This is a genomic window from Serratia sp. LS-1 (assembly GCF_003719595.1).
GTDB lineage: Bacteria > Pseudomonadota > Gammaproteobacteria > Enterobacterales > Enterobacteriaceae > Serratia > Serratia ureilytica.
In genome coordinates this window covers 584834-598844 of record NZ_CP033504.1, presented here as the reverse complement: position 1 = coordinate 598844, position 14011 = coordinate 584834, and the positions used below count along the sequence as shown (strand labels likewise).

13 protein-coding genes are annotated in these 14011 nt (G+C 63.3%); 6 read left to right on the top strand and 7 right to left on the bottom strand.

The genetic code is table 11. The features are described from left to right. Window positions 1-126: 126 nt before the first annotated feature. From EDY99_RS02905 to EDY99_RS02885, 5 genes are all read right to left on the bottom strand, one after another. Window positions 127-870: a type 2 GTP cyclohydrolase I gene (locus EDY99_RS02905; protein ID WP_016928738.1), complete on the bottom strand. Its 744-nt coding sequence runs from the start codon at window positions 868-870 to the stop codon at window positions 127-129. Between the two features lie 18 nt (window positions 871-888). After that, window positions 889-1869: an MBL fold metallo-hydrolase gene (locus tag EDY99_RS02900; RefSeq protein WP_123061446.1), complete on the bottom strand. Its 981-nt coding sequence runs from the start codon at window positions 1867-1869 to the stop codon at window positions 889-891. 22 nt (window positions 1870-1891) lie between these two features. After that, window positions 1892-3322, bottom strand: coding sequence for a deoxyribodipyrimidine photo-lyase (phrB, locus tag EDY99_RS02895; protein WP_123061445.1), 1431 nt, complete (start codon window positions 3320-3322; stop codon window positions 1892-1894). Between the two features lie 16 nt (window positions 3323-3338). Then, complete coding sequence (locus tag EDY99_RS02890; protein WP_033651168.1) at window positions 3339-4295, bottom strand: DUF523 and DUF1722 domain-containing protein; 957 nt, start codon at window positions 4293-4295, stop codon at window positions 3339-3341. Window positions 4296-4437: 142 nt separating this feature from the next. Next, window positions 4438-4647, bottom strand: coding sequence for a YbfA family protein (locus tag EDY99_RS02885; RefSeq protein ID WP_004939916.1), 210 nt, complete (start codon window positions 4645-4647; stop codon window positions 4438-4440). A 441-nt stretch (window positions 4648-5088) separates the two neighbouring features. Between EDY99_RS02885 and EDY99_RS02880 the strand changes: the two genes are divergently transcribed. From EDY99_RS02880 to kdpE, 6 genes are all read left to right on the top strand, one after another. Further along, window positions 5089-5178, top strand: a complete 90-nt coding sequence (locus EDY99_RS02880; RefSeq protein WP_016928742.1) for a K(+)-transporting ATPase subunit F — start codon at window positions 5089-5091, stop codon at window positions 5176-5178. Beyond that, window positions 5178-6866, top strand: coding sequence for a potassium-transporting ATPase subunit KdpA (kdpA, locus tag EDY99_RS02875; RefSeq protein WP_033642186.1), 1689 nt, complete (start codon window positions 5178-5180; stop codon window positions 6864-6866). The genes EDY99_RS02880 and kdpA overlap by 1 nt, the downstream gene beginning before the upstream one ends. A gap of 26 nt (window positions 6867-6892) precedes the next feature. After that, window positions 6893-8962: a potassium-transporting ATPase subunit KdpB gene (gene kdpB / locus EDY99_RS02870; protein ID WP_033642184.1), complete on the top strand. Its 2070-nt coding sequence runs from the start codon at window positions 6893-6895 to the stop codon at window positions 8960-8962. 18 nt (window positions 8963-8980) lie between these two features. Further along, window positions 8981-9550 (top strand): potassium-transporting ATPase subunit KdpC, encoded by a 570-nt coding sequence (gene kdpC, locus EDY99_RS02865; protein ID WP_089197673.1) that lies wholly within the window; start codon window positions 8981-8983, stop codon window positions 9548-9550. 73 nt (window positions 9551-9623) lie between these two features. Further along, window positions 9624-12320: a two-component system sensor histidine kinase KdpD gene (kdpD, locus tag EDY99_RS02860; RefSeq protein ID WP_042783854.1), complete on the top strand. Its 2697-nt coding sequence runs from the start codon at window positions 9624-9626 to the stop codon at window positions 12318-12320. Between the two features lie 16 nt (window positions 12321-12336). Further along, window positions 12337-13026 carry a two-component system response regulator KdpE gene (gene kdpE, locus EDY99_RS02855; RefSeq protein ID WP_033637458.1) on the top strand — a complete coding sequence of 230 codons (690 nt, stop codon included), beginning with the start codon at window positions 12337-12339 and terminating at the stop codon, window positions 13024-13026. A 27-nt stretch (window positions 13027-13053) separates the two neighbouring features. Here the strand turns inward: kdpE and EDY99_RS02850 are convergent, their stop codons facing one another. Both EDY99_RS02850 and EDY99_RS02845 read right to left on the bottom strand, forming a co-directional pair. Next, complete coding sequence (locus tag EDY99_RS02850; RefSeq protein WP_033642181.1) at window positions 13054-13353, bottom strand: DUF3861 domain-containing protein; 300 nt, start codon at window positions 13351-13353, stop codon at window positions 13054-13056. Then, window positions 13353-13991 (bottom strand): PadR family transcriptional regulator, encoded by a 639-nt coding sequence (locus EDY99_RS02845; RefSeq protein ID WP_033642180.1) that lies wholly within the window; start codon window positions 13989-13991, stop codon window positions 13353-13355. Before EDY99_RS02845 ends, EDY99_RS02850 begins: the two co-directional genes overlap by 1 nt. Window positions 13992-14011 lie beyond the last annotated feature (20 nt).

The following is a 14011-nucleotide window of genomic DNA, read 5'->3' as shown; positions in this document are numbered from 1 at the left end:
CACACCAGTTATGCGTGACGCAGCCCCGGCTGTCAATAGAACGCAACCATAAGGAAAATAAGGAAATAGCGCGGTAAAAGGATTCAGCCGGCGCGCAGGCCGGGCTGGATCCGACGTAGAAAAAAATCAGGCGGGATTCGGGATATCGATAAAGGTCACATCAAAACCGTGGTGCTGAGCCAGCCATTCCCCCAGCGCTTTCACGCCGCCGCGCTCGGTCGCGTGGTGGCCGGCGGCAAAGAAATGCACGCCCATTTCGCGCGCGCTGTGAATGGTCTGCTCAGACACTTCACCGCTGATGAAAGCATCGACGCCGAAGCGCGCCGCGCTGTCGATAAAGCCCTGGCCGCCGCCGGTGCACCAGGCCACTCGGCGAATATGCTCAGGCGCGTTATCGCCGCAGTGCAGCACCGCGCGCCCCAGTCGGCTTTCGATGCGCTGTTGCAGCGCTTCGCCGGTCAGCGGCTGTTCGAATTCCCCGTGCGGCACCAGCGGCTCGACGTCGCCAATCACCCGAATGCCCAGCGCCTGCGCCAGCTGCGCGTTGTTGCCCAGCACCGGATGCGCGTCCAGCGGCAAGTGGTAGCCGTACAGATTGATGTCGTGGGTCAACAGCGTTTTCAGGCGGTTGCGCTTCATGCCGCGCACCGCCGGCGCCTCGTTTTTCCAGAAATAGCCGTGGTGCACGATGATCGCGTCGGCCTGATGCGCCACCGCGGCGTCCAACAGCGCCTGACAGGCGGTGACGCCGGTCACGATGCGCTGCACGTGCGGGCGCCCTTCCACCTGCAATCCATTGGGGGCATAGTCCTGAAACGCCGCGGCGTTCAGTTCCGTGTTGATCAGTTGTTCCAGATCGAGGTTACGCATTCTCTTCTCTCTTCATAGTCAAAATGTCTGCCGGTCGCCCTGCGCCATCAGGATGAATTTCACCCCCAGATCGTTGCCCTGCGCCAGCTGCTGCGCAATGGTGGCGCGCGCGTCTTCGCCCTGCTTCAGGCTCGGTTTGATGTGGCTGATCACCACCGGCAGACCGTTCAGCGAGCCTTCGCCGCCGCTGTACTGCGTCAGGTTCTTCAGCTCCTTCAGCAGCCAGGCCGGCGTCAGATGGCCGTACAGATGTTTGTCCTCCACCCCGTTAGGGTAAGAGGTTTCGATAATCATGCCCTTGAGCTTTTTCTGCTCGACAAGCGGCCCCAGCACGCGCCACACGGCATCGAGATCGCGCGACTGCTCCACCTTGTCCGGCCCGGTATCGCCGAAGTAGGCGAAGAACTCGTTGCCGTTGGAAATCAGCAGCATCGACGACGGGTAGCGATCGTGGCTGAGCGGGTACATCACGCCGGTCAACCCGGTCAGGCCGAGGGTAAAGCGCTGCTGCGGCCGCACCGTTTGCAGCCGGTAGGTGCCCAGCCGCGAACCGTTGCCGGCGTCGGTAAAGTTCGGCCAGGCCTTCCAGTTGAAGTAATGGTTGCGCAGGGTCAGCACGGTGTCCGCCTGGGCGTAAACGGTTTTTTTATTATCCTCGGGCGAGCCGACGATCAGCCCCGCCACGTGGTCCAGATGGCCGTGGCTGATGAAATAGCCGCCGATCAACTGCCGGAACACATAGCCCTGCGGCGTATAAGGCGCGGCCAGCTCGGGGGTCACCTGCGGGAAACTGCCCTTCTCCAGCCCTTTGGCGATGCCCGGCAGCAGCGAGCCGGCGTCCAGCGCCACATACTGCGGCTGATTATCGCTGCGGATCAGATAAGAGGTCAGGTTGCCGTCGCTGACGCCGCCGTCGACGCCCAGCGCCACCACGTCAAAGCCGGCGATCGCCAGCGCGGAATAGCCGCTCAGACACAGGGCCAGCACCTTTTTCATCATTACGTCGCTCCTTGCAGTTGCCTCAAGACTCTCCCCGTTTTGCCGCCTCGAACGCCGCCAGCGTCTCTACACGCGCTTGCTTGTGATCGACGATCGGCAGCGGATAGTTCAGCGGGCATCGCTGCTTTTCCGCCCAGCGATGGGGATGATGGATGTCATTGTCGGGCACATCCGCCAGTTCCGGCAACCATTTACGGATAAAAGTGCCTTGTGGATCAAAACGTTCACCCTGGGTGGTCGGGTTGAAGATGCGGAAATACGGCGCGGCGTCGGTGCCGGTGGAGGCCGCCCACTGCCAGCCGCCGTTGTTGGCCGCCAGCTCCCCGTCCAGCAATTGCGACATGAAATAGCGCTCCCCGGCGCGCCAGTCGATCAGCAGATCTTTCACCAGAAAACTGGCGCTGATCATGCGCAGCCGGTTGTGCATCCAGCCGGTGGCATTCAGTTGGCGCATGGCGGCATCAACGATCGGATAGCCGGTTTCGCCCCGCTGCCAGGCCTGCAGCTTCGCCGCGTCATCGCACCAGCTCACCTTGTCCGTCCAGGCGATAAACGGCCGATGGCGACACAGCTCGGGATAGGCCACCAGCAGATGGCGGTAGAACTCGCGCCAAATCAGCTCGTTCAGCCAGGCGAAAGCGCCGCTCTCGCGATCTTCCAGCAGCTGCGGGCATTCGGCGCGCAGGCGGTTGAAGCACTGGCGCGGCGACAGCGCACCGATCGCCAGATAGGGCGACAGGCTGCTGGTGCCGGCGAGGGCGGGCAGATCGCGCTGCCGGAGGTAATCTTGCACCTGCTCACGGCAAAAGACGCGCAGCCGCTGCAGCGCGGCCTCCTCACCGGCGGGATAATCACCCCCGATGTCCGCCGCGGGATAATCGAACGCCGCCGGCGCTTCAGGCGCAGGCAACGCGCCATCGGCACGGATCTTCGGCGCCGGCAGGCAGCTCACGTCGGACTCAGTCAGGCGCTGAATGAAGGCGTTGCGAAACGGCGTATAAACCTTGTACATCTCGCCGCCGCCGGTTAGCACGCTGCCCGGCGGCAACAGCAGACTGTCATCAAAACCGTGGCACGTTACCCGTCCATTCAACTGCTGCTCCAGCCGCGCATCGCGTCGCCGTTCATTCAGTTCGTACTGGCGGTTGTAAAATAGCGCGTCCACCTGCTCTCGCCGGCAATACTCCGCCAGCCAGTCGATCGACGCGGCAAAGTCCGTGCCGGCATGGCAATGCAGCGCAATGCCCTTTTGCGCCAGCGCCTGCTGTACCGCCCGCAGGCTGGCGTGGATCAGCGCCGCCTGCCGCGGCGCCATCTCATGTTCCCGCCACTGCTGCGGGGTGGCGATAAACACCGCCAGCACCCGGGCTTTGGGATCGCTGCAGGCAGCGTGCAGCGCTTTGTTGTCGGTGATACGCAGATCGTTACGCAACCAGACCAGATGCGTGGTCATAAAATTCCCTTGTCAATCAATGGCCGTAACGCAAACGCAGCGCCTCCGGATAAGGTTCGAAATAGCGTTGTTCCGCCAAATAACTGTCGGGGTATTCCGCCATGTAATGCTTAAGCAAGGCGATCGGCGCCAGCAGCGGCTGCATGCCCTGCCGGTAGCGGTCGATCAGGTGCGCCAGCTCCTGGCGCTGCGCCGCGCTGAGCTGGCGGCGGAAGTAACCCTGCACGTGCATCAGCACGTTGGTATGGTTGCGGCGCGTCGCCTTGTGCGCCAACAGCGCCATCAGGCGACTGCGGTACTCCACGGCGAAGTCTTCCAGCGAGTCCCAGCGATGAATGTCGGCGACGAAACGCCCCAGTTCGCGGTACGCCGGCTGCGAATGCGCCAGCAGCGACAGCTTGTAGCGGCTGTGAAACGCGATCAGCCCGCCGCGGGTCAGCCCCTGACGCCACAGCATGTTCAACTCATACAGCGCGTACACTCGCTCGATAAAGTTTTCCCGCAGCGCCGCATCCTGCAAACGCCCATCCTCTTCCACCGGCAGCCACGGCATCTGGCGCAGCAGCTCGGCGGTAAACAGCCCGACGCCGTTTTTACGCGAGTCCTTGCCGTTCTCGCTGTAGACCCGCACCCGCTCCAGGCCGCAGCTCGGCGACTTGGCGCAGACGATATAGCCGCACAGGTGCTGCAACGCGGCCACGCGCTGCGCGGAGAAACTGCGCATCTCCTCGGTCAGATCCACGCCGGCGTCGTTGCTGTAGCGCATCGCCGGCCACGGCTGCGCCTGTTTCACCAGGCGCAGCGCCGGGCGCGGCGTGGGCAGGCCGATCGCCATTTCCGGGCAAACGGGCTCAAAGCGCACATAGGGCGCCAACTGTTCCACCGCGAAGGCCAGCCGCTTGTGGCCACCGTCGAAACGCACCGCGTCGCCCAGTAAACAGGCGCTGATGCCGATAGGGATCTTGTCACTCATACCGTTCTCTCGTGGTGTTGGTCGATGGGGAAAGTGTAGAAGAATGGCTTGCCAAATACGACCTTGCGCTGGACGGCAGCGGGCTTGGGGCATAAAAAAACCCCCGCCGCAGGGCGAGGGTTGTTCGTGAGTCGGCAGTGACTCAGTAGAAGTCGCAGGACGCCAGTTCCGCCTGCTGCAGCCAGACCGGCTTATCGCTGGTTTTTGACCAGACGCGATGCAGGTAGCTGTAAAAACGCCCGCGATCGCTGCGGAACAGCATCACCGGCAGGGCCAAAATGCCCGCGATCACCACTGCGCTGCGGCGCAGGAGAATCCGATGCAGTGAATAAGCGTGATAGGTCGTAGACATGCGAACCTCCTTAAAAACGCCTGCCGTTGATTTGTCAGGGAAAACGGCGTGGGCGTATCAAATGAACAATCGGTAATTTGGTAACTGGACAAAATTTTAGCGCACTTGATGAAAGTTTACTACTCATCCGACCACTAAATCGCACAAAAAATCGCTAATCACCGCGGCGATTCGTAATTTTGTTACAACCAAGTTAATTTTTAACTTAACATTGGTTACGTTGTGGTTATTATCCGGTTCCTGCTGCCACGCCTCTGCCCTTGCTTATTCACTCATCAGGCGCAATCTCGCCGCCAACCTGCTGGTTGAAATGCTCAATTTTTGCTGAAATTTCAGCCATTTTTATACTTTTTTTACACCCGCCCGCGCGATTTTTTCATCTTCTTTCTACCCCGCTCCCTACACTGCCTCTATCAAAAACAACACCTCTGGAGGTGTCCCGTGAGTTTCAGCGTTATTGGTGGTGCGCTGTTGGTTCTGCTGCTGTTGGCCTATCTGGTCTACGCCCTGTTTAACGCGGAGGATTTCTGATGGCGGCTTCAGCCTTTTTACTGATCGCCAGTTTCCTGCTGGTGCTTCTGCTGCTGGCACGGCCGCTGGGCGGTTTTATGGCGCGCCTGATCGAAGGTGAGCCGCTGCCTGCGCTGCGCGCAGTGGAAGCCGGCGTCTGGCGCGCCTGCGGCATCCGCCCCACCGAGATGAATTGGTGGCAGTACGCGCTGGCGATCCTGGCGTTTAACCTGCTCGGCCTGGCGCTGCTGTTCGCCCTGCTGATGGCGCAGGGCTCGCTGCCGCTCAACCCGCAAGGCTTCCCTGGCCTCTCCTGGGATCTGGCGCTCAACACCGCCGTCAGCTTCGTCACCAACACCAACTGGCAAGCCTACAGCGGTGAAAGCGCCCTCAGCTATTTCAGCCAGATGGCCGGGCTGGCGGTGCAGAACTTCGTTTCCGCCTCCACCGGCATCGCCGTGGCCTTTGCGCTGATCCGCGCCTTTACCCGCCGCGCCGGCAAGACCGTCGGCAACGCCTGGGCCGATCTGTTCCGCATCACGCTGTATGTGCTGCTGCCGATCGCGCTGCTGATCGCCCTGTTCTTCGTCAGCCAGGGCACGCTGCAAAACTTCCTGCCTTACCTGCACGTCACCACGCTCGAAGGCGCGCAGCAGACGCTGCCGATGGGGCCGGTCGCCTCGCAGGAAGCGATCAAGATGCTCGGCACCAACGGCGGGGGGTTCTTCGGCGCCAACTCGGCGCACCCGTTCGAAAACCCGACCGTGCTGACCAACTTCGTGCAGATGCTGGCCATCTTCCTGATCCCTTGCGCGCTGTGCTTCTCTTTCGGACAACTGGCCGGTGAAAACCGTCAGGGCCACGCGCTGATCTGGGCGATGGCGCTGATCTTCGTGGTGGCGGTGGTGGTGGTGATGTACGCCGAGCTGGCGGGCAACCCGCACCTGAGCGCGCTGGGCGCCGACAGCAACATCAATATGGAAGGCAAAGAGTCGCGCTTCGGCATTCTCGCCACCAGCCTGTTCTCGGTGGTGACCACCGCCGCGTCCTGCGGGGCGGTCAACGCCATGCACGACTCCTTCACCGCGCTGGGCGGCATGGTGCCGATGTGGCTGATGCAGATCGGTGAAGTGGTGTTCGGCGGCGTCGGCTCCGGCCTGTACGGCATGCTGCTGTTCGTGCTGCTGACCGTATTTATCGCCGGTCTGATGATCGGCCGCACCCCGGAATATCTGGGCAAGAAGATCGACGTTTACGACATGAAGATGACCGCGCTGGCGATCCTGGTCACGCCGACGCTGGTGTTGCTGGGCAGCGCGCTGGCCATCGGCACCGACGCGGGCCGCGCCGGCATCCTCAATCCGGGCGCCCACGGCTTCAGCGAAGTGCTGTATGCCCTGTCCTCCGCCGCCAACAACAACGGCAGCGCCTTCGCCGGCTTGAGCGTCAATACGCCGTTCTACAACCTGCTGCTGGCCTTCGCCATGTTCGTCGGCCGCTTCGGGGTGATCCTGCCGGTGCTGGCGATCGCCGGTTCGCTGAGCGCCAAGCCACGCCAGCCGGCGGGCAACGGCACCCTGCCGACCTATGGGCCGCTGTTTATCGGCCTGCTGATCGGCACCGTGCTGCTGGTGGGCGCGCTGACCTTCGTGCCGGCGCTGGCGCTGGGCCCGGTGGCCGAGCATTTGCAGCTTTGGTTGGCAAACTAACAGACGTCACAGAGAGAGAATAAGAGATGACTCGCAAACAACGCGCGCTGTTTGAACCGGCTCTGGTGCGCACCGCTCTGATCGATGCGGTGAAAAAACTGGACCCTCGCGTTCAATGGCGCAACCCGGTGATGTTCGTGGTGTATATCGGCAGCCTGCTGACCACCGCCATCTGGCTGGCGATCCTCGCCGGCCAAACCGACGGTGCCGCCGCCTTTACCGGCAGCGTCTCCCTGTGGTTGTGGTTCACCGTGCTGTTCGCCAACTTCGCCGAGGCGCTGGCCGAAGGCCGCAGCAAGGCCCAGGCGGAAAGCCTGAAAGGCACCAAGAAAACCAGCTGGGCGAAAAAACTGGCCGGCCCGCGCCGCGACGGCGCCACGGAGAAAGTGGCCGCCGAGAGCCTGCGCAAAGGCGATATCGTGCTGGTGGAAGCCGGCGACACCATTCCGTGCGACGGCGAAGTGCTGGAGGGCGGCGCCTCGGTGGATGAAAGCGCCATCACCGGGGAATCCGCCCCGGTGATCCGCGAATCCGGCGGGGACTTCTCCTCGGTCACCGGCGGCACCCGCGTGCTGTCCGACTGGCTGGTGGTGCAGTGCAGCGTCAACCCGGGGGAAACCTTCCTCGATCGCATGATCGCCATGGTGGAAGGCGCCAAGCGCCGCAAAACGCCGAACGAAATCGCGCTGACCATCCTGCTGGTGGCGCTGACCATCGTGTTCGTGTTGGCTACCGCCACCCTGTTCCCGTTCTCGCAATACAGCGTCGAGGCGGCCGGCAGCGGCAGCGTGGTCACCATCACCGTGCTGGTCGCGCTGCTGGTTTGCCTGATCCCCACCACCATCGGCGGTCTGCTGTCCGCCATCGGCGTGGCCGGGATGAGCCGCATGCTCGGCGCCAACGTGATCGCCACCAGCGGCCGCGCGGTGGAAGCCGCCGGCGACGTGGACGTGCTGCTGCTGGATAAAACCGGCACCATAACGCTGGGCAACCGTCAGGCTTCGGAGTTCCTGCCGGCGCCGGGCGTGAAAGAGCAAGAGCTGGCGGACGCCGCGCAGCTGGCTTCGCTGGCGGACGAAACGCCGGAAGGCCGCAGCATCGTGGTGCTGGCCAAACAGCGCTTTAACCTGCGCGAGCGCGATCTGCAGGCGCTGAACGCCACCTTCGTGCCCTTCTCCGCCCAGACCCGCATGAGCGGCGTCAACGTGCAGGAGCGCATGATCCGCAAAGGCGCGGTGGACGCCATTCGCCGTCACGTCGAAACCAATCAGGGGCACTTCCCGCGGGCGGTGGACGATCTGGTGGAAAGCGTGGCGCGCACCGGCGGCACGCCGCTGGTGGTGGCGGAAGGCGCCCGGGTGCTGGGCGTGGTGGCGTTGAAGGATATCGTCAAGGGCGGCATCAAAGAGCGCTTCAATGAGCTGCGCAAGATGGGCATCAAAACGGTGATGATCACCGGCGATAACCCGCTGACCGCGGCGGCGATCGCCGCCGAAGCCGGGGTGGACGACTTCCTGTCGGAAGCCACGCCGGAAGCCAAACTGGCGCTGATCCGCCAATATCAGGCGGAAGGCCGTCTGGTGGCGATGACCGGCGACGGCACCAACGACGCCCCGGCGCTGGCGCAGGCCGATGTGGCGGTGGCGATGAACTCCGGCACCCAGGCCGCCAAAGAGGCGGGCAACATGGTCGATCTGGATTCCAACCCGACCAAGCTGATCGAAGTGGTGCATATCGGCAAACAGATGCTGATGACGCGCGGTTCGCTGACCACCTTCAGCATCGCCAACGACGTGGCCAAGTACTTCGCCATCATTCCGGCGGCGTTCGCGGCCACCTATCCGCAGCTGAACGCGCTGAACGTGATGCACCTGCACTCCCCCGCCTCCGCCATCATGTCGGCGGTGATCTTCAACGCCCTGGTGATCGTGTTTCTGATCCCGCTGGCGCTGAAAGGGGTGAGCTACAAACCGATGAGCGCCGCGGCTCTACTGCGCCGCAACCTGTGGCTGTACGGGGTCGGCGGTCTGCTGGTGCCGTTCGTCGGCATCAAACTGATCGATCTGATCCTGGTCGCGCTGCACGTCGCCGGTTAACCATTGAGGGAAATGAACATGACATATTTACGACCTGCGCTGGTGATGTTGATCCTGCTGACGCTGCTCACCGGCATCGCCTATCCGCTGCTGACCACCGGGCTGGCGCAGCTGCTGTTTTCGGGCGCGGCCAACGGTTCGCTGCTGTACCAGGGCGACAAAGCGGTCGGCTCCGCGCTGATCGGCCAGAACTTCACGCGCGCCGACTATTTCTGGGGCCGCCCGTCGGCGACCGGCGATTCAGCCTATAATCCACTGGCCTCCGCCGGCAGCAACCTGGCGGCCACCAACCCGGCGCTGGATAAGGCTATCGCCGAACGCGCGGCGCAGCTGCGCAAGGCCAATCCGGCCATGAGCGGCCCGATCCCGGTGGATCTGCTGACCGCCTCCGGCAGCGGGCTGGATCCGCAGATCTCGATCGCCGCGGCGCGTTATCAGCTGGCGCGGGTCGCGGCGGCGCGTCATCTGCCGCCGGAACAGGTCGCCAAACTGATCGAAGACAACACCGATCGGGCCACGCCCAACTTCATGGGCGAATCGGTGGTCAACGTGTTGAAGCTGAACCTGGCGCTGGATGCGTTGAAGTAACGCACCGTATTCAGCATAGTGATAGGGTTCGGCGTGCCGAACCCCTTTTTGCTTGGTAACACAAGGAATTGTCATGGTCGAAGAAGAACAGCAGCGTCCCGATCCCGATAGCCTGCTGGCGCTGGCCAATGAAAAACCGCGCGGCCGGTTGAAGGTATTCTTCGGCGCCTGCGCCGGCGTAGGCAAAACCTACGCCATGCTGCAGGAGGCCCAGCGTTTGCGCGCCCAGGGGCTGGACGTGCTGGTCGGCGTGGTGGAAACCCACGGCCGCAGCGAGACCGCCGCCCTGCTCGACGGCCTGGCGCTGTTGCCGCAAAAGCGCATCCAGCATCGCGGGCGACTGGTGCATGAATTCGACCTCGACGCCGCGTTGGCGCGCCATCCGGCGCTGATCCTGATGGACGAACTGGCGCACAGCAACGCCCACGGTTCGCGCCACCCCAAACGCTGGCAGGATGTGGAAGAGCTGCTGGACGCCGGCATCGACGTGCTGACTACCGTCAACGTACAACATTTGGAAAGTCTGAACGACGTGGTGGGCGGCGTGACCGGCGTGCGGGTGCGCGAAACGGTGCCCGACCACGTGTTTGACGAGGCCAGCGAAGTGGTGCTGGTCGATCTGCCGCCGGACGATCTGCGCCGACGGCTGCACGAAGGCAAAGTGTATATTCCCGGTCAGGCCGAGCGCGCCATCGAGCATTTTTTCCGTAAAGGCAACCTGATCGCCCTGCGCGAGTTGGCGCTGCGCCGCACCGCCGATCGGGTCGATGACCAGATGCGCGAGTTTCGCGACACCCAGGGGCGCGAGAAAGTGTGGCACACCCGCGACAGCATTCTGCTGTGCGTCGGCCACAACAGCGGCAACGAAAAGCTGGTGCGCATCGCCGCCCGGCTGGCGGCGCGGCTCGGCTGCCACTGGCATGCGGTCTACGTGGAAACCCCCAAGCTGCACCGGCTGCCGGAAAACCAGCGCCGCGCCATTCTGCGCGCTCTGCGGCTAGCGCAGGAGCTGGGCGCCGAAACCGCCACCCTGGCCGATCCGTCCGAAGAGCGCGCAGTGCTGCGCTACGCCCGCGAGCATAACCTCGGCAAAATCATCATCGGCCGCCGCAGCGAGCAGCGCTGGAAGCTGCGCGGCAGTTTCGCCGATCGCCTCGGCCGGCTGGGCCCGGATCTCGATCTGGTGATCGTCGCGCTGGACAGCGACGCCGCACAGCCGCCGCCGGGCAAGGAGCACGACGGCCGCAGCTTCAATGAGAAATGGCGCATGCAGCTGCGCGGCTGCGCGGTGGCGGTGGCGCTGTGCGCGCTGATCACCCTGCTCTCGCAGTGGCTGCTGCCGGGCTTCGATCAGGCCAACCTGGTGATGGTCTACCTGCTCGGCGTGGCGATCGTCGCGCTGTTCTTCGGCCGCTGGCCATCGGTGCTGGCGGCGGTGATCAACGTCGCCAGTTTCGATCTGTTCTTCGTTCAGCCCGAATGGTCGTTCGCCGTCAGCGATATGCAGTATCTGCTGACCTTCGGCGTGATGCTCGCCGTCGGCATCATCATCGGCAACCTGACCGCCGGGGTGCGTTATCAGGCCCGGGTGGCGCGCTATCGCGAGCAGCGGGCGCGCCATCTGTACGAAATGTCACGCGGGCTGAGCCGCGCGCTGACCGTGGCCGACATCGCCAACACCAGCCGTCATTTCCTCTCCAGCAGCTTCCAGGCGAAAACCGTGCTGCTGCTGCCGCAGGAAGACGGCCGGCTGCAGCAAATGATCGGCGAGGAAGGCGGGCTGCTGTCGGTAGACGAAGCCATCGCGCGCTGGAGTTTCGATAAAGGCTTGCCGGCCGGCGCCGGCACAGACACCCTGCCCGGCGTGCCTTACCAACTGCTGCCGCTCAATACCCCCAAACAGACCTTCGGCCTGTTGGCGATCGAACCCAACAACCTGCGCCAGCTGATGGTGCCGGAACAACAGCGGCTGCTGCAAACCTTCGCAGTGCTGATCGCCAGCGCGCTGGAACGGCTGCACCTGGCGCGCAGCGCCGAAGAAGCCAAGCTGGACGCCGAACGCGAACAGCTGCGCAACTCGCTGCTGGCGGCGCTGTCGCACGATCTTCGCACCCCGCTGACCGTGTTGTTCGGCCAGGCGGAAATTCTCACGCTGGACCTGGCGGCCGAAGGTTCCAATCACGCCACCCAGGCCAGCCAGATCCGCCAGCAGGTGCTGAGCACCACCCGGCTGGTGAACAACCTGCTGGATATGGCGCGCATCCAGTCCGGCGGTTTCAGCCTGCGTAAAGAGTGGCAGTCGCTGGAAGAGATCGTCGGCGCTTCGTTGCACATGCTGGAGCCGCTGCTCAGCCAGCATCCGATCGAGGTCGATCTGCCGCCGGAACAGATCCTGGTCAACTGCGACGGCAGCCTGCTGGAACGGGTGTTCACCAACCTGTTGGAAAACGCCAATAAATACGCCGGCGCCGAGGCCACCATCGGCATTCGCGCCCGCACGCTGCCCGAGTGGCTGGAAGTCGAGGTCTGGGATAACGGCCCCGGCATCCCCGCCGATCAGCTGCAGCTGATTTTCGACAAGTTTTCACGCGGCAATAAAGAGTCGGCGATCCCTGGCGTCGGCTTGGGGTTAGCGATTTGTCGTGCCATTATTGAAGTGCATGACGGCCGCATCTGGGCGGAAAACGGCGCCAACGGCGGCGCCAGCTTCCGCTTCGTGCTGCCGCTGGAAAAACCGCCCGAGATCGACGGCGACGCCTTCGATCTGTAATCAACGCAGGGGAAACGTGAGCATAACGCCAACCAACATTCTGATTGTTGAAGATGAAAAAGAGATCCGCCGCTTCGTGCGCACCGCGCTGGAGAGCGAAGGCCTGCGGGTGTTTGAAAGTGAAACGCTGCAGCGGGGGCTGATTGAGGCCGGCACGCGCAAACCGGATCTGATCATCCTGGATTTGGGGTTGCCGGATGGCGACGGGCTGAGCTACATCCGCGATCTGCGGCAGTGGAGCGCCATTCCGGTGATCGTGCTGTCGGCGCGCAACGCCGAAGAGGACAAGATCGCCGCGCTGGACGCCGGCGCCGACGACTACCTCAGCAAGCCGTTCGGCATCGGTGAGTTGCTGGCGCGGGTGCGGGTCGCGCTGCGTCGCCACTCAGCTAGCCAACAGGAAAGCCCGCTGGTGAGCTTTTCGGCGATTACCGTCGATCTGGTGAATCGCCGGGTGCTGCGCAACGACGAAGATCTGCATCTGACGCCGATCGAGTTTCGCCTGTTGGCGGAGCTGCTGGCCAACGCCGGCAAGGTGATCACCCAACGCCAGCTGTTGAGCCACGTCTGGGGGCCGAACTACGTGGAGCACAGCCACTATCTGCGCATCTACATGGGCCATTTGCGGCAGAAGCTCGAAGCCGATCCGGCCCGGCCCAAACACCTGCTGACCGAAACCGGCGTCGGCTATCGCTTCATGCCTTAACCCCGGAGGGCGCGGTTTGCCGCGCCTTTACGCCGCCGGGCCCTTCTTCAATCCGACCATAAATTCCTTAAACGCCTCGCGCAGCGGAGCGAACACCGGGTGTTTGCGGTTTTCGATCATCACTTCGGAGAACAGCTTCAACCCCACGGCGAAGGCCGCGCTCTGCTCGGGGCCGAAGTTCAGATCGTCACGCGCCCGAATGCGCTCGACGATCTCGAGAATATCGTCGTGGTTGCTCACTTCAAAACTCAGCGGCGCTTTCTCGACGGGATTGCCCTGGCGATCGCTCAGGGCTTCAACGGTAATGTTAAAACGGTGGCCGGGCATCAGTTCTTCTCCTGTTGCGAAGGTTGAATCTGCATTTCGCTTTCGATCGCCGCCACGGCGGTCAGCAACGCGGCGTTGATGCGCTCCACCTGCTGCGGCGTAAGATCGGCGCGCATCACGTTGCCGCGCAGCAGGCTGCGCAGACGGTTCATGGCGTCGTAGATGCCTTCCGCCAGGTTGCCGTGCCGATGACGCTCGCGGCCGGCGCCCGCCAGACGCGCCAGAATGACCTCAACCACCTGTTGATGCTTTTGCAGCTCGCCCTCGCCCGCCGCGGTGATGCGGTAGCTTTTGCGGCCGTTGCCGGTGGTGAGCGGTTCGAGGAAATCCTGCTCTTCCAGCAGCGTCAGCGTGGGGTAAATCACCCCCGGGCTCGGCACGTACAGGCCGGATGACGCTTCCTCGATCGCCTTGATCAATTCGTACCCGTGACTGGGCTTGCGCGCCACCAGCGCCAGCAGCACCAGGCGCAGATCGCCGTGTTCGAACAGACGATGACGCCCGCCCCGGCCGCCGCGCCCACCCCGGCCGTGCTCTTCGCCTTCGCCGCCGAAGTGATGGCGCCCGCCGCGATGACGACGGCCCTCTTCGCATTCATGGTGATGATGATGCCGGTGTAAACCTAATCGATGAAACATAAGGTGAGACCTCGCTTTAG